Genomic DNA, 17,906 nt, shown 5'->3' with positions numbered 1-17,906 from the left:
GCGGCGTACCGATGGGTAGGGGCCGCGCGGGGGACGTTTCACATCAGCGGCCGCCGCCGCGGGCGCCGGCGCTACGGCATAGGCTTCCGGCGTGGCGGACAAGAGGGAGTACCGGACGCAGGAGCTGGCCAGGGAGGCCGGCATCACCGTGCGCACCCTGCGCTTCTACCGCGAGCGCAAACTGCTCGCGCCACCCCGCCGCGAGGGCCGCATCGCCTGGTACGACGACCGCCACCTGGCCCGGCTGCGCACCATCGCGGCGCTGCTGGACCGCGGCCACACCCTCAACGGCATCGCCGAACTCGCCGACGCCCTCGACCACGGCCGCGACGTGGCCGACCTGCTCGGCGTCAGCGGCCCCACCGAGGAGGAACCGGTCCGCCTCACCCCGGAGGAACTCGCCGCCCGCTTCGAGGGCCAGGCCACCCCGGAGAACCTCGCCGCCGCCCTCGACCTCGGCTACCTCGGCACCGACGGCGACGAGATCGTCCACATCAGCCGGCGGCTGCTGGACGTCTCCACCGTCCTGGTCCGCGAGGGCATCCCGCTCGCCGCCGTCCTCGCCGCGGGCGCCCGCGTCCGCGAACACGCCGACGCCCTGGCCGACCTCTTCACCGACCTCGTCCTGAACCACGCCACCGAGGACGACCTGCCCAGACTGCGCCCCATGGCCCGAAGCGTGGTGGAGGCGGAGCTGTCCCTCGCCTTCGACCGCCGGCTGCAGAAGCTCGAGCGGTCCGCCGCGGGCGAGGCGTGAAGGCCGTCGACCGTCAGAGGTCGTAGACCACCGTCACCGGCGCGTGGTCCGACCAGCGCTCTTCATGGGTGGCCGCGCGCTCGACGAAGCCCTTGAGCGCCTTGTCGGCGAGACGCGGCGTGGCCACATGGAGATCGATCCTCCATCCTGAGTCGTTGTCGAAAGCCCGCCCCCGGTACGACCACCACGAGTACGGGCCGGTGACGTCCGGGTGCAGTGCCCGTACGACGTCGACGTAGCCGCCCGCCTCCGGGGTGAGGACCTGCGTCAGCCACTCCCGTTCCTCCGGCAGGAAGCCGGAGTTCTTCTGGTTGGCGCGCCAGTTCTTCAGGTCGGCCTGCTGGTGGGCGATGTTCCAGTCGCCGCAGACCAGGACCTCGCGGCCGTCGGCGGCGGCGCGTTGGCGCAGGTCCTTGAGGTGGGCGAGGAACTCGTCCATGAAGCGGACCTTCTCGTCCTGGCGGTCCGTGCCGACCTCGCCGGACGGGAGGTAGAGGGAGGCGACCGTGACGCCGGGCAGGTCGGCCTCGACGTAGCGGCCTGCGGTGTCGAACTCGGCCGAGCCGAAGCCGACGCGGACGGCGTCGGGCTCACGCCGGGTGTAGAGGGAGACGCCGGCGCGGCCCTTGGCGGCGGCGGGGGCGTGGGTGACGTGCCAGCCCTCGGGGGCGCGGACCTCGTCGGGCAGCTGCTTCGCCTCGGCGCGCACCTCCTGGAGGCACAGCACGTCGGCGGAGGTGTCGGCGAGCCACTCCACGAAGCCCTTCTTCGCGGCGGCCCGCAGCCCATTAACGTTCACGGAGGTCACGGTCAGCACCCGGGCACGATACCGGCACACTGGACGCAGTCCGGATTCCACCTCTCGCAGAGAATGCACAGACGTACCTTGACTACCATGGACATACGCCGCGTCCCCTTCGACCATCCCGACGCCGTCAAGCTGAACGACGAGGTCCAGGCCGAGTACCACGAGCGCTACGGCGACGGCGGCGACGCCACCTTGTTGGAGCCGGCCGACTTCCAGCCGCCGCGCGGGGTCTACCTCATCGTCTACGACGCGCTGGGGCGTCCCGTGGCCACGGGCGGCTGGCGCAGCCAGGACCACAACGGCGAGGGCAACGAGGACGGCGACGCCGAGCTCAAGCGGATGTTCGTGATCCGGGAGATGCGCGGGCTGGGTCTGGCGCGCCGCGTCCTGAGCGCGCTGGAGGACGACGCCCGTGCGGCCGGCCGGCGCCGCATGGTGCTGGAGACCGGTACGCAGCAGCCCGAGGCGATCGGTCTGTACACGTCCAGCGGGTACGAGCCGTGCGCCAAGTTCGGCTACTACCGGTGCCACGAGGCCAGCCGCTGCTACGCCAAGCCGCTGGGCCACGACGCTTCCTGACGGTCCCTCAGCTTCTGAGGTAGGCGAGGACCGCCAGCACCCGGCGGTGGGTGTCGTCCGCCGGGGGCAGGTCCAGCTTGGTGAGGATGCCGCCGATGTGCTTGCCGACGGCGGCCTCGGAGACGACCAGGGTGCGCGCGATCGCCCCGTTGGACTTGCCCTCCGCCACCAGCGCCAGCACCTCCCGCTCGCGCGGGGTGAGGCGGGCCAGCGGGTCCCGGCGGCGGCGCAGCAGTTGGCGGACGACCTCGGGGTCGACGACGGTGCCGCCGGCGGCGACCTCCCGCAGGGCGTCCACGAACTCCTCGACCTGGCCGACGCGGTCCTTGAGGAGGTAGCCGACGCCGGTGCCGTCTCCGGAGTCGAGGAGTTCGGCGGCGTAGGCGCGCTGGACGTACTGGCTGAGGACGAGCACCGGCAGCGCGGGGCGCTCGGCGCGCAGGCGGACGGCGGCGTGCAGGCCCTCGTCCTGGAAGGCGGGCGGCATCCGCACGTCGGTGACGACGATGTCGGGGGTGTGGGCGGCGACCGCCGCGAGCAGGGCCGGGGCGTCGCCGACGGCGGCGACGACCTCGTGGCCGAAGCGGGTGAGCAGCGTCGTCAGTCCGTCGCGCAGCAGGACGCTGTCCTCGGCGAGGACTACGCGCAGGCCGGTTCCGTCGGCTCGCAAGGGATCTCCACACGCAGCAGGGTGGGCCCGCCGGGCGGGCTGGTCAGCGTAAGTCTTCCATCGAGGACCGAGACCCGGTCGGCGAGACCGGTGAGTCCGGTGCCGTGGGCCGCGTCCGCGCCGCCGCGGCCGTCGTCCTCCACCTCCAGCGAGAGCCGGCCGTCTCGGTGCCCGCCGCCCACCCGGGCACGGCCCGCCCCGCTGTGCCGGGCGACGTTGGCCAGCGCCTCGCGGACCACGAAGTACGCGGCGCTCTCGACGGGCCGCGGCAGCCGGTGCGGCAGCGTGAGGTCCACGTCGACCGGGACGGGCGAGCGGTCGGCGGCGTCGGCGACGGCGGCCTCCAGCCCGTAGTCGGCGAGGACCTTGGGGTGGATGCCGTGGATGAGTTCGCGCAGTTCGGCGAGGGCGGCGCCCGCCTCCTCGTGGGCGCGGGCGAGCTGTTCGGCGAGGGGGCCGCCGGGCGGGGCGTCGAGGCGGGCCAGGCCGAGGCTCATGGTGAGGGCGACGAGGCGTTGTTGGGCGCCGTCGTGCAGGTCGCGTTCGACGCGGCGGCGTTCCGTCTCGAAGGCGTCCACCAACCGGGCCCGGGAGCGGGTCAGTTCGACGACCCTGGCGCGCTGGTCGTCGTCGTCCGGGGTGATGAGCAGCCTGGTCAGGGCGGCCCGGGCGCCGGCGGCGGCGCCGAGTGCATATGCGCCGGCGGCCAGCAGCAGGACGCCGAGCGCGGCGGCGGCCCAGGCGGTCGGCCAGTCGGTGACCGTCCACGCCTTCAGCACCTTCGCCTCCCGGCCCTCGCCGGCCGTCGCCATCAGCAGCGGGGTGGCGATCACCGCGAGGGGCGCGGCCAGGGCCGTCGTGAGCAGCAGCGCCTCGGCCGGCCAGAGCAGGCCCGCGGTGAGGAGCGCGTGGCCGAGTTCGCGCCAGGTGGCGGTCTCGCGCAGCCTGGTGGTGAACCAGCTGCGCAGGCCGGGGGCGGGCGGTTCGGCGTGCGGATCGTCCTCGTCCGGGTGGTCGCCGGGGTCGATCAGCCGCAGTCTTCGCCGCTCCAGGGCGGCCACGGGCAGCCCGGCGAGGGGCAGGGCGGCGAGGAGGGGCAGTCCGACGAGGCCGATCGTGAGGACTCCGCCGGCGGCCGCCCAGGCCACCAGGCCCAGGAGGAGCAGCGCCCCGGTCAGCGTCCCCGTCAGCAGATAGGCGGCGGCGCGCCAGGGCCACGGTGACAGCAGGTAGCGCGGGCGGGCGAGGGCCTGCCACACGGACGCGGGCGCGGCGGGCGCGGTTCGGGGGGCGTGGGGGGCACGGGGGGTCATGCGGATCACCGTAGGAGGGGGTGGGGTCGTCGGGCCATGGGGCCGGCGGGGGGTCCGGGGGTTCTCCACCTGCTGGTCCTCGAAGTCGGTTAAGTGGGCGTAACCATGTGTGAGTGAGTGTCGTTGTCAGAGCGTGAATCTGACGGAGTGGGCGAAGACGCAGGGTGTGCATCCGCAGACCGCGTATCGCTGGTTCCGTGAGGGGGCGTTGCCGGTACCGGCTCAGCGGGTCGGGCCACGCACGATCCTGGTGAACATCGACGCGAACACCACACCCGAGACCATCGGCGGTCTGGGCCTGTATGCCCGAGTGTCCTCGCACGATCAGAAGACCGATCTGGAACGCCAGGTCGCTCGCTTGTCGGCGTGGGCAGCGCAGGCCGGTCACCGAGTCGTTCGTGTCGAGGCGGAGATCGCTTCCGGGATGAACGGCTGCCGCTCCAAGGCCCGGCGTCTGCTGGCCGACCCGAACGTGACCTGTGTGGTGGTGGAGCACAAAGACCGGCTCGGCCGGATGAACGTCGAGCTTGTCGAGGCCGCCTTGTCCGCGACGGGCCGTCGCCTGCTGGTCTTGGATGACGGCGAAGTCGAAGACGACCTGGTGCGGGACATGGTGGAGGTGCTGACCTCGTTCTGCGCCCGCCTGTACGGGCGCAGGTCGGCGAAGAACCGCGCCCGCAAGGCACTGGAAGCCGCCGAACATGGCTGACCTCCGCTCGATCGCCGCGCCGTTCGTCGTTCTCGGCCCGTCCGGTGTTGCGATCCGTGCCCGGCTGAAGGACCTCACGCCTGGGGATGAGAAGGTTCTGCGCTTGGTGGGTGCGCACTTGGGCTCGCTCGCCTCGAAGGACCTCAAAGCGCGTTGCGCGGACGGCCTGGAGCACTCCACCGAGTCATGGGCGGCCCGTAAGCGGGACCTGACAGCCGAGTCGTCGTCCAGGTGGGCCGGGTCGATCACAAGGGCCACGCATGACCAGTGGGCGCTCGCCCGGCGCGGCCAGGCCGCGCACATCCAGTCCCTCGAAGCCGGTATCACCACGATCCGGCACCGGCTGTCGCTGCCGGTCGGCCACAAGGGCGCCAAGCGGGCTCCGGGCGGCTACTGCTGCGCGCACGAGTGGTTTCACAAAACTCGACGGCTGCATGTGCTGGAGGACCGACTCGAGAAGGTTCGGGCCGACCGGGAAGCGGGACGGGTGCATGTCGTGCGTGGCGGCAAACGTCTGCTGCGCACCCGTCACAACCTCGACACCGCGCAGCTCACCGGGGCCGGGTGGCGTGAGCGGTGGGAAGCCGAGCGCTGGTTCCTCCAGGCGGACGGCGAGTCGGGGAAAAGATTCGGCAACGAGACGATCCGCATCACGCCCGAGGGCGAAATATCGATCAAGCTCCCGGCCCCGCTTGCCGACCTGGCGAACGCCAGGCACGGCCGGTACGTACTCGCTGCGAAGGTGCGGTTCTGGCACCGGGGGCAGGAGTGGGCCGACCGCGTGGAAGCCAACCGGGCCGTGGCTTACCGCATCCACTACGACACGGGACGCATGCGCTGGTACGCGGACGCCGCCTGGCAGATCCCACCCGCCAGGACCCTCCCGCTCGAAGCCGCCCTCGCCGATGGCGTGATCGGCGTCGACATGAACGCCGATCACCTGGCCGCATGGCGCCTGGACACCCACGGCAACCCGATCGCCCGGCCGCGCCGGTTCTTCTACGACCTGTCCGGCAACGCCCAGCACCGTGACGCCCAGGTACGGCACGCCCTCACGCGGCTGCTGAACTGGGCCAAGACCTGCGGCGTCAAGGCCATCGCGGTCGAAGACCTCGACTTCCAGGACGAGAAAACCAGAGAGAAGCACGGGCGCAAGCGCCGATTCCGGCAGCTCATCTCCGGCATGCCGACCAGCAGACTCCGCGCCCGGCTGACCTCCATGGCCCACGCCACAGGTATCGCCATCATCACCGTGGACCCGGCCTACACCAGCAAGTGGGGGGCCCAGCACTGGCAAAAACCGACGACCGGGCCCACCCGTAAGACCACCCGGCACGATGCGGCGAGCATCGCGATCGGACGACGCGCCCAAGGACACCCGATCCGGCGACGGACGACACCGCCCCGCGCACACCAGAGCGATGTGCACGGGCATCGGACCGTCCAGGCCGACCGGCGTGCCCCTGGGCGTGAGGAACCCCGCCCCCGCATCCCCGGACCACGGACACGATCCGTGCCGCCGGACGCGGCGAGTACGCGGGCGACCAGGACATCCAAAACCGTTCGGGATGTCCGCAGTGACCAGGAATGGGTCCAAGACTCACTCCTGCTCACTGATTAGGAACGGTATGCCTGGCCCTACCCCGACTCTCGCGCCTGCCCCAGCGACCGGGAGTACCGCCGCACGGTTGTCTGGACCCGACAGGCGGTCCCACGAGGCTTCGTGGCGCCGTCGACATGCCGACCGAGGGAGTACGGGCCGAGATGACCGAGCACGCCGTCCAACTGACCGCCTTACGGCGGAGGTACGGGTCCACGACCGCCGGGGTGACCGCCCTCGACGGTGTCAGCCTGGCTCTGCCCCGGGGTTCCTTCACGGCCGTGATGGGGCCGTCCGGGTCGGGCAAGTCGACGTTGCTGCAGTGCGCGGCCGGTCTGGACCGGCCCGACTCGGGGTCGGTGCGGATCGGCGGGACGGAGCTGACGGGGCTGAGTGAGCGGCGGCTGACGCTGTTGCGGCGCGAGCGGATCGGGTTCGTGTTCCAGGCGTTCAACCTGCTGCCGGCGCTGACCGCCGAGCAGAACGTGGCGTTGCCGCTGCGGCTGGCGGGCCGCCGTCCGTCGAGGGCGCGGGTGCGTGAGGCGCTGCGGCAGGTCGGGCTGGGCGAGCGCGGCGGGCACCGGCCCGGTGAGCTGTCCGGCGGCCAGCAGCAGCGGGTGGCGCTGGCGCGGGCGCTGATCACCCGGCCCGAGGTGCTGTTCGGGGACGAGCCGACGGGGGCGCTGGACTCGACGACGGGCCGCGAGGTGCTGACGCTGTTGCGCGGCATGGTCGACGGCGAGGGCCAGACCGTGGTGATGGTGACCCACGACCCGGTGGCCGCCTCGTACGCGGACCGGGTGGTCTTCCTGGTCGACGGGCGGGTGCACGGCGAACTGGCGGGTGCGGACGCGGAGTCGATCGCGGCTCGGATGGCGGGGCTGGAGGGCGGCGGCGGGCGGGGCGCACAAGTCCGCTCGGACGGCGACTCGTTGGACGGCGAGTCGTTGGAGGGCGCCTCGTGCTGAGTGTCGCATGGTGCACGTTGCGTGCCCGCTGGGCGTCCTTCGTGGGCAGTTTCGTCGCCTTGGCGGTGGGGGTCGGGCTGCTGGCCGTGATGGGGCAGGCGCTGGCCGCGTCGGCGAAGGCGCCGGTGCGGTCGCCGGAGCGGTTCGCGGCGGCTCCGGCGGTGGTGCGGGGGCAGGACACCCTGCGGGTGGACACGCCGATCGGGGCGCGGAGCGCCGGGTTGGCGAGTCCGCGAGCGGTGCCGGACGCCGTCGTGGCCGCGGTGCGGGCGCTGGGGCCGGTCACCGAGGACCGCTCCTTCCCGATGCGGGCGGCGGGCGGGCCGGCTGACCTGGTCGGGCACCCCTGGCCCGTCGCGCGGTTCGCCTCCTACGAGTTGAGCGAGGGCCGTGCTCCGCGCACGGACGGCGAGGTGGTGGTCTCGGGCGAATGGGCCGCTGTGGGTGCGCGGTTGAGCGGTGGTGAACGGGTGGTGGGGACCGTGCGCGGGCTCGGCTTCGAGGACGCCGTGTTCTATACGGACGCACGGGCGGCGCAACTCTCGCCCTTGTCCGCACAGTTGGTGGTCGAGGCGGATGTGGCGGCGGTGCGGGCGGTGGTCGCGGGCAGCGGCGCCCGGGTGCTCACCGGGGACGAGCGGCGGCTGGCCGACGCCGATCCCGGCCGCGACGCCGAGGCGCTCACCGCGCTGAACGCGCTGTTCGGCACGGCGGGCGGGGTGACGGCCTTCGTGTCGGTGTTCGTCGTGGCCTCCACGTTCGCCTTCGCGGTGGAGCGGCGGCGCCGGGAGTTCGGCCTGCTGCGCACCGCCGGCGCCACCCCGGCGCAGGTGCGGCGGGCGGTGCTGGCGGAGGCGCTGGCGGTGGGCGTGCTCGCCTCGGCGACGGGGTGCGCGCTGGGGGCGTACGGGGCGCCGTGGCTGGGCGAGGCGGTCGTCGACGGCGGCCTAGCACCGCGCTGGTACACGATCGGCGGGGCTGTCTGGCCGTACCATCTGGCCTTCTGGACGGGCCTGGTGGTCGCCGTCGCGGGCGCGGTCGCCGCGTCGTGGCGGGCCGGGCGGACCGCTCCCGCCCAGGCGCTGCGCGAGGCGTCGGCGGACGGGCGGGCACTGACCCGGGGGCGGCTGCTGTGCGGTACGGCGCTGCTCCTGGCTGCCGGGGCGGCCGCGGCGTACACGCTGCTGAGCGATCCGGGTGAACTGCTGCACCGCAAGACGTACATCAGCCGTCCGATGCTGCTGATCACGGCGGTGGCCCTGCTGGCGCCCGCCGTCGTACGGCCGCTGACGCCCCGGCTGCCGGGGACGACGGGCATGCTGGTGCGGGCGCACGCGGTCGCCGGGGTCCGGCGCACCGCCGCCGTCGCCGCGCCGGTCCTGGTCACGGTGGCCCTCGCCGGCTCGCTGCTGGGCGCGACGGCCACGCTGAACGGGGCGCGGGCCGCGGAGGTGCGGGAGCGCACGACGGCCGACTTCGTGGTGACCTCGGACACCGGAACCCCGCTGGACACGGCGGCACTTGTTCGGGTGCCCGGTGCGGTGGCCTCCCCCACCGCCGGGACTTCCGTGTACACGCTGGAGGACGGGGTGGCGCTGATCGCGTCCGAGGCGCGGGCCGTCGATCCGGGGCTGCTCGCCACGACGGCACGGCTGCCGGTGACGGCCGGGAGGCTCGCGGACCTGGACGACGCCTCGATCGTCGTCAACGAGGAATGGGCCGAGCACCGGGTGGGAGAGACGGTGCGGGTGTGGCTCGGGGACGGCACGCCGAGGTCGCTGCGGATCGCCGCCGTGCTGGCCACCGGCACCGGTGACAACGGCGTGTACGTGACGGCGGCCAACGCGGGCGGGGCGGGTGTGGACCGGGTCGACGTGCGGGTGCGGCCGGGCGCCGACCCGGGCGCGGTCGCGGCCGGGCTGCGGGCGGTCGGCGGGGTCCGGGTGTCGAGTGGGGCGCGGTGGGTGGCCGACGCGGAACCCCGTACCGACTCGAGGACGAGGCTCGGGACGTTCCTCGTCCTCGGCATCGCGCTCCTGTACACCGGGCTGTTCCTCGCCAACACCCTGGCCATGGCCGCCGGGGAGCGGGGCCGGGCGACGGCCGCGCTGCGGCTGGCCGGGGCGACGGGCGGCCAGGTGCTGCGGCTGGCCGCCGCGGAGGCGCTGACGGTGGTCGGTCTGGGCGCGGTGCTGGGCCTGGCGGTGACGGCGGTCAACCTCGCCGGTATGGCGGCGGCCCTGCACCTGCTGACGGCACCGGTGACCGTGGTCGTCCCGTGGCCGGCCCTGGCCTGGACGACAGCCGCCTGCGCCCTGCTCGCACTGACGGCGACACTGATCCCGACGGCATGGACCTTGCGACGCCGACCGGCGGCGTGAGGACGGGCGGAGCAATCGCCCGCGTGAGGACGGGCAGTTGCGACCGGCCGCGTGAGGCCGGTTACCGGGATGCTAGCGGCGTACCGGTGTGTACCACGGTTGCTGTACCGCCGAGCCGTACCGCATCCAGCAACTCTGCGTGTGATGTGCGGGCGTGTGACCGTCTCTGCATCTGCGCCGCACGTTTGCACCTTCACGCCCTCGTGCAGCTACGGCTCAGCGGTCATGCTTCGTCTCGACCAGGGGAGTTGTTGGGCCTTGCTCAGGTTCCTGCCCTGGCATTACTCGAGGAGGACTCTCCGTGCGTCGCTTACTGTCCGTTCTTACCGCGTTCGCGTTGAGCTGTGCCGCCTTGATATGCGAATCCGGCGCGGCGTCTGCCACGGGAACGCCCCGCGCCCAGTTCTGGGACGGCACGGGGTATCAGAGTCGGAAGCTCGACAAGGATGTGTGGAGCCAGGGGTACGCGCAGATCCCAGACCTGTCCAGGGAGGGATTGAGCTGCTGGTTCTGCAGTGGCAACTGGGACAACCGGATCTCTTCGCTGAGCACCACCGGCGGCGGGCAGTCCCCGGTCGACCTTTGGGTCTACACCGAGCCGGGATATCAGGGAAGATGCGTGTACATCCCGGCGAATACCCAGATCAGTGACCTGCACAATATGGTGGTCAGCGGGATCTCTTACCCGATCAGTCTGGACAACGACATCTCGTCCTTCATGGTCTACGACACCAGGGTTGTCCAGCCGGACCTTCCGTGCCATCGCCTCATCTCCCACCTTTGAGGCGTTCGCGCGGCCGGCGGAGCGGCTTCGGGCCGGAGTCGCAATGGCCTGGTCAAGCGCCGCCGCGCTCGGACCCTGGCGCACCAGTTTGGAAGATCGCGTATGCGCACCCGCCCTGACCCGGCAGGACGTTGACCTGCGTGCTCCTCGGACGCTCGCCGCAACTCCCCGCTGTTCCCCGTGCGATGCCGCTCGAACGGGCACTCAGGGGGCACAGGAGCCGTTCTCCCGCCCACGGTCTCCACTCGGGCGGTAGCTGCACCTGGGTGCCTCAGTCGGACTCTCGTGCCCAGGCATACGGCATCTGGTCGGTGGTGTCGATGACCCACGGCTCAGGGTAGCGGGCGTGGCATCCAGTGCACCGCGCGACGAATGTCCCGACTTCCGGGTTCGTCATGATGCTGTAGTGCGACGATGGCAGCGCCCGGACCATGTAGCCATTGGCTGTCGTCTCCAGGGCAGGCCAACTTGGCGAGCATGTACAAGGCGCTGTCTTGGCGAATGTCTCGTCCTCGGCCGCATGGTGCGTGGCCCTGAACGTTCTGTAGAGCTTCTTCAACCCCTGCACGGTGTCCTCGCATTCTGTGATCGACTGGGTACGATCACTTCCCCTTCCTGGGGCGGACACGGTACAGCGGGTCAAGCCACGCGGTTCAGCCCACCACTCTCCTCCAGCTCCCATCCCGTCTGCCGTCGACCCAGGCAGAGCCGAGCAGACGCGGTGTGTGGGTCGACGGCAGGCACGTGTGCCGGGTGTCGTGCAGACGGATCTGACGGACGCCGGCAGATCCTTCGGCACGTCCCGTCGGAAGCCACCCGCCGGGCACTGCGCAAGCTGGGCAAGCGCCTTGGGAAGCAAGACCCGGAGTAGTCGCTGTACTTCGCTGCTGTACGGAATGGCCAAAGCCCCGGTCGGGAATCCCGACCGGGGCTTTGAGCTGCAGTGGACCTGAGGGGATTTGAACCCCTGGCCCCCTCGATGCGAACGAGGTGCGCTACCGGACTGCGCCACAGGCCCTTGCAACGAGTGAAACTCTAGCACCCCCATCGGGCTGCTTGGAAATCCGTTCCCCGGCGCCTGCCGGGGCGGGCGGAGGGCCGCTCACTCGTTGGCGGCGCGGGGGCGCTCCCCGTCCTCGTACTGGTCGAACAGCGGGGTGCGGCCCCGCTCGCGGGAGCGGCGGGCGGACGCGGCGCGCCGTGCGTCGCTGCGTTCGCCGTCCTCCGCGCCGGCCGGCTCCTCACTCCCGGTGTTCGCCGTGTCCGACGCGGACGGCGTGTCCGCGGCGGCGTCGGCCGTCTCCTGCTCCGGCGGGGCCGAGGAGCTGGAGCGGGCCGAGCTCCAGGCGTCCGGCGCGCCGAGGTCCACGTCGGAGGTGGCGCGCGGGGCGACGGGGGCGGTCACGTACGTCGGCAGCGGGACCGGCACCGGGTCCCAGCTCTCACCGTGCCCGGGCCGGCGCTGCCGCTCGCGCTGCTGGTCGACCCATTCGGCGTGGTCGGTCTGCTCGACGAGCGCCCTGCGGTCCGCGGCGAGCGCCAGCAGGCCCGGGTCGGTCTCCGGCTCGGCGGCGGCGTGCGGTTCCTCGGCGCCGGTTTCGGCGTCGGCGTCCAGGGACGGCGGGTGCGCCGCCCCTGCCGTGGAGCCGCGCCGGCGGGGCTGACGCTCCCGCAGCCGCTGCGCGGCGGCCTCGGCGCGTCTGCGGTCCATCTGGTAGGCGAAGCGCCGGCGCTCCTGGGTGCGCAGGTAGGCGATGTAGCCGCTGAGCAGGACCGCGGGCACACCGGGCGCCCACAGGAACGCCAGTCCGCCGACGGCCGCGACGATCGCGCCCAGCGTGAAGGCGAGGAAGAGCAGGACGGTGGTGCGCCGGCGGCGGGCGAGCGCCTTCGAGCGCTTGGCCCGGGCGGCCGCCGCCTGCGTGGAGGCGGCGGACGCGGGAGGCGCGGAGACGTGGGCGTGCGGGGCCGCCTGATCGCGGACCGGCTCACGCGTCGCGTCCCGCGAGGGATCGCGCGCCCCCTCCGGGCGCGGCTGCTCGCGCTCCTGCACCGTCACCTTGGTCTGCGGACGGGTCGGGGGCATGGCGAAGGCCCGGACGTCCACCGATTCGGTGACCGCGTCCGGGACGTCGGCGTCGGGCTCGCCCTCCTCGGAGGAGCGCGCCCGCAGGTCCTTGGCGTACCGGCGCTCCATCCCCGCCCGTCCGGACAGCAGCCGGATGGCGGTGCTGAAGCGTTCCGTCGGACGGGCCTCGTTCAGCTCGTCCTGCCTACGGAGCCACATCGGCACCAAGTAGGCGGCCCAGGCCCCGACGATGACTGCGTAGATGAGGCCGCTGCTGCTCACGTCTCACACGGTAGAGGGGTTTGCGTGAGGCCATCCGCCAATTGGGCCGGTGTGTCGCACGATCTGGCTGATATTTCGAACTTTTTTTGTGACGGATGCGATCACCGCGCCGCCCGGCAGTGAATTGAAAGCCTCAAGACGGTCATCGCCCGATCAATTTCGAACACTTATTCAATTACCGGGGCTGGTCCGATTCCCCGGAGCGTTCTGCGGGTCACGAGGATCGGCCGGCTCGTCGGGAAGGTTCCGCGGCCGGGCGCGTCGCCAGCGGCTCATCAGCCCCTCCGGGACCTCCTCCGCCGTGAGCGCGAAGACGAGGTGGTCGCGCCAGGCCCCGTCGATGTGGAGATAGCGGGGCCGCAGCCCCTCCGCCCGGAATCCGAGTTTCTCCACCACCCGGAGGCTGGGCCGGTTCTCGGGCCGGATGCAGACCTCGACGCGGTGCAGCCCGACCGTGCGGAAGCAGTGGTCCACGACGAGCGCCACCGCCGTGGGCATCACCCCGCGCCCCGCCACGGACTGGTCCACCCAGTAGCCGACGTGGCCCGAGCACATGGACCCCCAGGTGATCCCGGCCACCGTCAACTGCCCGACGAGACGGCCCTGGTACTCGATGACGAACGGCAGCATCCGCCCGGCGTTCGCCTCCGCCCGCAGATGGCGGACCATCTGACGGTAGGTCGGCCGGTGGGCGATCGGCCCGCTCGGCGCGGGCGGCGGGATGGTCGCCTCCCAGGGGCGCAGCCAGTCCCGGTTGCGCCGGTTGACCTCGCGCCAGGCCCGCTGGTCACGCAGCTTTATCGGCCGCAGGACGACATCGCCCTCCGCCAGTTCGACGGGCCAGGACAGGCTGTTCAGCGCGCACCCCCACTGCTGTCGCCGGGTCTGGGGTGGTCACCGCCGCGCAACTGGTCGACGGCGTGGGTCAGCAGGGGCTCCAGGACCGCCAGCCCGTCCTTCACCCCGCCGGTGGAACCGGGCAGGTTGACGACCAGCGTCCCGCGGGCGATGCCCGCCAGCCCCCGGGAGAGCGCCGAGGTCGGCACCTTCTCCCGGCCGAAGGCCCGGATCGCCTCCGCGATCCCCGGCACCTCGTGGTCGATCACCGCGCGGGTCGCCTCCGGCGTGCGGTCGGTGGGCGAGAGCCCGGTGCCGCCGGTGGTGACGATCACGTCGTACCCGGCGTCCACTCCGGCGCGCAGGGCGGCCTCGACGGGGTCGCCGTCCGGGACGACCTGGGGGCCGTCGACGGCGAAGCCGAAGCGCCTCAGGCCCTCGGCGACCAGCGGTCCGCCCCGGTCCTCGTAGACACCGGCCGCGGCCCGGTTGGACGCCGTCACGACCAGCGCGCTGTAGGGGGAGAGCAGCGCGCCGCCGATCGACGCATCAAGTGTCATGCCCGGCTCCAGTCGCCCGACTTGCCGCCCGTCTTCTCCTCCACGCGCACGTCCGTGATGACCGCTGTCTTGTCGACCGCCTTCACCATGTCGATCACGGTGAGCGCGGCGACCGAGACCGCGGTGAGGGCCTCCATCTCGACGCCCGTGCGGTCCGTCGTCCTCACCGTGGCGGTGATCTCCACGGCGTCGTCCGCGACCGACAGGTCCAGTTTCACACCGGAGAGCGCCAAGGGGTGGCACAGCGGGATCAGATCGGGCGTGCGCTTGGCGCCCATGATGCCCGCGATCCGCGCGGTGGCCAGCGCGTCGCCCTTGGGGACGCCCTCGCCCCGCAGCAGCTCGACCACGCGGGGCGAGACGAGGACGCGTCCGCTCGCGCGCGCGGTGCGCGCGGTGACGTCCTTGGCCGACACGTCGACCATGCGGGCGGCGCCCGCGTCGTCGATGTGCGTCAGCCGGTCCTGCCCGTCGTGCCCGCCCCGCGCGTCCTGGCGGTCCTGCCTGCTCATGCTGTGTCGCACTCCCGGTCCGGGCCCGGCACGCTGCGCCGCGCGGTCCTCCTCGTGCGCGACACGCTACCCGCAACGAGGCCTGCTCAGCCGAGCAGGACCACCTCTACCTCGGCTCCCGGCTCGACCGACTCCACGCCCTCGGGGACGACGATCAGCGCGTCGGCGTGGGCGAGGGCGGCGACCAGGTGCGAACCGGCGCCGCCGACCGGGCGCACGGTCCCCTCGGCGTGGGTGGCCCGCAGGAACTGACGGCGCCCCCGGGGCGAGGTGAGCGCCTCGTCGGCGACGAGCCTCGCGCGCGTGGTGGGCCGGTGGACGTCCTTGAGGCCCATCATGGTGCGGATCGCGGGCCGTACGAACAGTTCGAACGAGACGTACGACGACACCGGGTTGCCGGGCAGGGCCAGCAGCGGGATGTGGTCGGGGCCGATGGCGCCGAACCCCTGGGGCTTGCCGGGCTGCATGGCGAGTCTGCGGAACTCGACCCCGCCGCCCCCCTGGTCCTCGTCCCCGACGTACGACAGGGCCTCCTTGACGACGTCGTACGCCCCGACGCTCACGCCGCCCGTGGTGACGACGAGGTCGGCGCGCACCAGCTGGTCCTCGACGGTCGAGCGGAGGGTCTCGGCGTCGTCGGCGACCGCGCCCACGCGGTAGGCGATCGCGCCGGCGTCCCGGGCGGCCGCGGTGAGGGCGAAGCTGTTGGAGTCGTAGATCTGGCCCTTGCCCAACTCCTCGCCGGGCTGGACGAGTTCGCTGCCGGTGGACATGACGACCACGCGCGGGCGTGGACGCACCCGGACTGTGCCGCGGCCGATCGCGGCGAGCAGGGCGATCTGCGCCGGGCCGAGGACGGTGCCGGCGTCCAGGGCGCGGTCGCCGGCCTTCGCGTCGCTGCCCTTGGCGCGCACGTGCGCGCGTGCTCCCGCGGGCCGGTACACGCGTACGTGCCCCTCGGCCTGCTCGGGGGCGAGAGCGCGGGCCCGCATCGAGTCGACCGGTCCCTCGCCGAGCCCGCCGTCGGTCCATTCGACGGGGACGACGGTCTCCGCGCCGTGCGGCAGCGGCGCGCCGGTCATGATCCGGGCGGCCTGCCCGGGGCCCACGTGCAGCAGGCCGGGCTGCCCCGCCGCGATGTCCCCGACGACCTCCAGGACGGCGGGGAACTCCTCGCTCGCGCCCTCGACGTCCGCGACCCGCACCGCGTACCCGTCCATCGAACTGTTGTCGAACGGCGGCAGCGACACCGGGACCGTGACGTCGTCGACCAGGACGCAGCCCTGGGCGTCGGGCAGTTGCAGCTCGATCGGTTCCAGAGGGCGGACCGTGGCGAGGACGTCGTCCAGGTGCTCGTCCACCGACCAGAGGCGGTCCTGACCGGTGGCGCGGGGCGCGGCGGTGCTCAAGTGGCTACATCTCCTCCGTGACGTAACTGCGAAGCCAGGTCCGGAAGTCCGGGCCCAGGTCTTCACGTTCGCACGCGAGTCGGACAATCGCCCGGAGGTAGTCGCTGCGGTCTCCGGTGTCATAGCGGCGGCCCTTGAAGACGACGCCGTGCACGGGGCCGCCGATCTTCTCGTCCTGGGCGAGCTGCTGGAGGGCGTCGGTGAGCTGGATCTCGCCGCCGCGGCCCGGCTCGGTCTCGCGCAGCACGCCGAACACGGCGGGGTCGAGGACGTAACGGCCGATGATCGCGTAGTTGGAGGGGGCGTCGGCCGGTTCCGGCTTCTCCACGAGGCCGCTCACCTTGACGACGTCGCCGTCGGCGGTGTGCTCGACGGCGGCGCAGCCGTAGAGGTGGACCTGCTCGGGCTCGACCTCCATGAGCGCGATGACGCTGCCGCCGTGCCGCTCCTGGACCTCGATCATCCGCTGGAGCAGCGGGTCGCGCGGGTCGATCAGGTCGTCGCCCAGGAGGACGGCGAACGGCTCCTGGCCGACGTGCGGCGCGGCGCACAGCACCGCGTGGCCGAGACCCTTGGGGTCGCCCTGTCGCACGTAGTGCATGGTCGCCAGGTCGCTGGACTCCTGGACCTTGGCGAGCCGGTGGGCGTCGCCCTTCTTCGACAGCGCGGACTCGAGTTCGTAGTTGCGGTCGAAGTGGTCCTCCAGGGGCCGCTTGTTGCGGCCTGTGACCATGAGGACGTCGTCGAGGCCGGCGGTGACGGCCTCCTCGACCACGTACTGGATCGCGGGCTTGTCGACGACCGGCAGCATCTCCTTGGGAGTGGCCTTGGTCGCCGGCAGGAACCGTGTGCCGAGGCCGGCTGCGGGGATGACAGCCTTGCTGATCCTGGGGTGCGACTGAGTCATGCCGGCCACCATATCCGGTGCCCTGGACGGGAAACCGCACCCCCGGCTGGTTCATGCTCATATGAGCGCATTCGTAGAGGTTGAGGCGGGAGTGACACATGGGGCAGGCCACCGGCGGTCCGGAGTCCGACAAGCGTAGGTTGCGGCGGGAGCTCCTCGCGACGAGGAGCACGCTGACGGCGGACGGCCTGCGGGAGGCGGCCGGGGCGCTGGCCCGGCGCGCCCTGGACCTGCCGGAGCTGGCCCGGGCCGGCACGGTCGCCGCGTACGTCTCGGTGGGCTCCGAGCCGGGGACGCTCGCCCTGCTGGACGCCCTGCGCGCGCGGGGCGTGCGCGTGCTTCTGCCGGTGCTGTTGCCCGACGACGACCTCGACTGGGGCGCGTACGACGGTGAGGGCTCCCTCACACGTGTGCGGCACGGCGGCAGGATGGCCCTGTTCGAGCCCTCGGGCGAGCATCTCGGCCGTGACGCCGTCACGGACGCCGACGTGGTGCTGCTGCCGGGCCTCGCGGTCGACGGGCGGGGGATGCGGCTCGGGCGCGGCGGGGGCTCATACGACCGTGTCCTGGCCCGCCTGGAGCGGGCCGGTGCCCGTCCCTCGCTGGTGGTGCTGCTGTACGACGGCGAGGTCGTCGCGCGGGTTCCCGAGGAGCCGCACGACGCGCCGGTGCACGCCGTGGTGACGCCGTCCGGGGTACGCCGCTTCACCTGAGCGGGGGACCGCCGTCGCGGGCGGGAACGCGAAAGGGGCGCTCCACGCG

General features: G+C 72.6%; 17 protein-coding genes and 1 tRNA gene. 8 read left to right on the top strand and 10 right to left on the bottom strand.

What is annotated here, in order from left to right; translation table 11 throughout:
* Positions 1-91 precede the first annotated feature (91 nt).
* Positions 92-757 carry a MerR family transcriptional regulator gene (locus EV567_RS20945; protein WP_130442322.1) on the top strand — a complete coding sequence of 222 codons (666 nt, stop codon included), beginning with the start codon at positions 92-94 and terminating at the stop codon, positions 755-757.
* Between the two features lie 13 nt (positions 758-770).
* Here EV567_RS20945 and EV567_RS20940 read toward each other — a convergent pair whose 3' ends face one another.
* Complete coding sequence (locus tag EV567_RS20940; protein ID WP_165430439.1) at positions 771-1,574, bottom strand: exodeoxyribonuclease III; 804 nt, start codon at positions 1,572-1,574, stop codon at positions 771-773.
* Positions 1,575-1,652: 78 nt separating this feature from the next.
* Here EV567_RS20940 and EV567_RS20935 point away from each other — a divergent pair, with 78 nt between their 5' ends.
* Positions 1,653-2,144 (top strand): GNAT family N-acetyltransferase, encoded by a 492-nt coding sequence (locus EV567_RS20935; protein WP_130442318.1) that lies wholly within the window; start codon positions 1,653-1,655, stop codon positions 2,142-2,144.
* A gap of 7 nt (positions 2,145-2,151) precedes the next feature.
* Here EV567_RS20935 and EV567_RS20930 read toward each other — a convergent pair whose 3' ends face one another.
* Together EV567_RS20930 and EV567_RS20925 are read right to left on the bottom strand one after the other, a co-directional pair.
* Entirely contained in the window at positions 2,152-2,814 is a 663-nt protein-coding gene (locus EV567_RS20930; RefSeq protein WP_165430438.1) for a response regulator transcription factor, read from the bottom strand.
* Positions 2,784-4,127: a sensor domain-containing protein gene (locus EV567_RS20925; protein WP_130442316.1), complete on the bottom strand. Its 1,344-nt coding sequence runs from the start codon at positions 4,125-4,127 to the stop codon at positions 2,784-2,786. Before EV567_RS20925 ends, EV567_RS20930 begins: the two co-directional genes overlap by 31 nt.
* A 133-nt stretch (positions 4,128-4,260) precedes the next feature.
* Here EV567_RS20925 and EV567_RS20920 point away from each other — a divergent pair, with 133 nt between their 5' ends.
* The 5 genes from EV567_RS20920 (at position 4,261) to EV567_RS20900 (ending at position 10,569) form a co-directional block, all read left to right on the top strand.
* Positions 4,261-4,836, top strand: coding sequence for an IS607 family transposase (locus tag EV567_RS20920; RefSeq protein WP_130442314.1), 576 nt, complete (start codon positions 4,261-4,263; stop codon positions 4,834-4,836).
* Positions 4,829-6,457 (top strand): IS200/IS605 family accessory protein TnpB-related protein, encoded by a 1,629-nt coding sequence (locus EV567_RS20915; protein WP_130442312.1) that lies wholly within the window; start codon positions 4,829-4,831, stop codon positions 6,455-6,457. The genes EV567_RS20920 and EV567_RS20915 overlap by 8 nt, the downstream gene beginning before the upstream one ends.
* Before the next feature lie 143 nt (positions 6,458-6,600).
* Complete coding sequence (locus EV567_RS20910) at positions 6,601-7,404, top strand: ABC transporter ATP-binding protein (RefSeq protein ID WP_130442310.1); 804 nt, start codon at positions 6,601-6,603, stop codon at positions 7,402-7,404.
* Complete coding sequence (locus EV567_RS20905; RefSeq protein ID WP_130442308.1) at positions 7,398-9,785, top strand: FtsX-like permease family protein; 2,388 nt, start codon at positions 7,398-7,400, stop codon at positions 9,783-9,785. Before EV567_RS20910 ends, EV567_RS20905 begins: the two co-directional genes overlap by 7 nt.
* Before the next feature lie 301 nt (positions 9,786-10,086).
* A complete protein-coding gene (locus tag EV567_RS20900) occupies positions 10,087-10,569 on the top strand; it encodes a hypothetical protein (RefSeq protein WP_130442306.1) in 483 nt (160 codons plus the stop codon).
* A gap of 944 nt (positions 10,570-11,513) precedes the next feature.
* Here the strand turns inward: EV567_RS20900 and EV567_RS20895 are convergent.
* From EV567_RS20895 to galU, 7 genes are all read right to left on the bottom strand, one after another.
* Positions 11,514-11,587, bottom strand: a tRNA-Ala gene (locus tag EV567_RS20895).
* Positions 11,588-11,671: 84 nt separating this feature from the next.
* Positions 11,672-12,919: a gephyrin-like molybdotransferase receptor GlpR gene (gene glpR / locus EV567_RS20890; RefSeq protein ID WP_130442304.1), complete on the bottom strand. Its 1,248-nt coding sequence runs from the start codon at positions 12,917-12,919 to the stop codon at positions 11,672-11,674.
* A 171-nt stretch (positions 12,920-13,090) separates the two neighbouring features.
* Positions 13,091-13,777 (bottom strand): GNAT family N-acetyltransferase, encoded by a 687-nt coding sequence (locus EV567_RS20885; RefSeq protein WP_130442302.1) that lies wholly within the window; start codon positions 13,775-13,777, stop codon positions 13,091-13,093.
* Entirely contained in the window at positions 13,774-14,316 is a 543-nt protein-coding gene (locus EV567_RS20880; RefSeq protein ID WP_130442300.1) for a molybdenum cofactor biosynthesis protein B, read from the bottom strand. Before EV567_RS20880 ends, EV567_RS20885 begins: the two co-directional genes overlap by 4 nt.
* A complete protein-coding gene (gene moaC, locus EV567_RS20875; RefSeq protein WP_130442298.1) occupies positions 14,313-14,828 on the bottom strand; it encodes a cyclic pyranopterin monophosphate synthase MoaC in 516 nt (171 codons plus the stop codon). The genes EV567_RS20880 and moaC overlap by 4 nt, the downstream gene beginning before the upstream one ends.
* Positions 14,829-14,914: 86 nt before the next feature.
* Positions 14,915-16,237, bottom strand: coding sequence for a gephyrin-like molybdotransferase Glp (gene glp, locus EV567_RS20870; protein ID WP_130442296.1), 1,323 nt, complete (start codon positions 16,235-16,237; stop codon positions 14,915-14,917).
* Between the two features lie 4 nt (positions 16,238-16,241).
* A complete protein-coding gene (galU, locus tag EV567_RS20865; RefSeq protein WP_130442294.1) occupies positions 16,242-17,144 on the bottom strand; it encodes a UTP--glucose-1-phosphate uridylyltransferase GalU in 903 nt (300 codons plus the stop codon).
* Positions 17,145-17,242: 98 nt separating this feature from the next.
* Between galU and EV567_RS20860 the strand changes: the two genes are divergently transcribed.
* Positions 17,243-17,857, top strand: coding sequence for a 5-formyltetrahydrofolate cyclo-ligase (locus tag EV567_RS20860; RefSeq protein ID WP_130442292.1), 615 nt, complete (start codon positions 17,243-17,245; stop codon positions 17,855-17,857).
* Positions 17,858-17,906 lie beyond the last annotated feature (49 nt).

Origin of the sequence: Streptomyces sp. BK239 (assembly GCF_004217285.1) — a bacterium.
In the GTDB taxonomy this organism is placed as follows: Bacteria; Actinomycetota; Actinomycetes; order Streptomycetales; family Streptomycetaceae; genus Streptomyces.
Note: the sequence above shows the minus strand (reverse complement) of the source record. Positions and strands in the feature narration are given on the sequence as shown.

Bases quoted from the DNA above. Each gene is read 5' to 3' on its own strand.
- EV567_RS20935 (WP_130442318.1), top strand. From the start codon at position 1,653: ATGGACATACGCCGCGTCCCCTTCGACCATCCCGACGCCGTCAAGCTG.
- EV567_RS20925 (WP_130442316.1), bottom strand. From the start codon at position 4,127: ATGACCCCCCGTGCCCCCCACGCCCCCCGAACCGCGCCCGCCGCGCCC.
- EV567_RS20910 (WP_130442310.1), top strand. From the start codon at position 6,601: ATGACCGAGCACGCCGTCCAACTGACCGCCTTACGGCGGAGGTACGGG.
- galU (WP_130442294.1), bottom strand. From the start codon at position 17,144: ATGACTCAGTCGCACCCCAGGATCAGCAAGGCTGTCATCCCCGCAGCC.
- EV567_RS20915 (WP_130442312.1), top strand. From the start codon at position 4,829: ATGGCTGACCTCCGCTCGATCGCCGCGCCGTTCGTCGTTCTCGGCCCG.
- EV567_RS20860 (WP_130442292.1), top strand. From the start codon at position 17,243: ATGGGGCAGGCCACCGGCGGTCCGGAGTCCGACAAGCGTAGGTTGCGG.
- EV567_RS20880 (WP_130442300.1), bottom strand. From the start codon at position 14,316: ATGACACTTGATGCGTCGATCGGCGGCGCGCTGCTCTCCCCCTACAGC.
- moaC (WP_130442298.1), bottom strand. From the start codon at position 14,828: ATGAGCAGGCAGGACCGCCAGGACGCGCGGGGCGGGCACGACGGGCAG.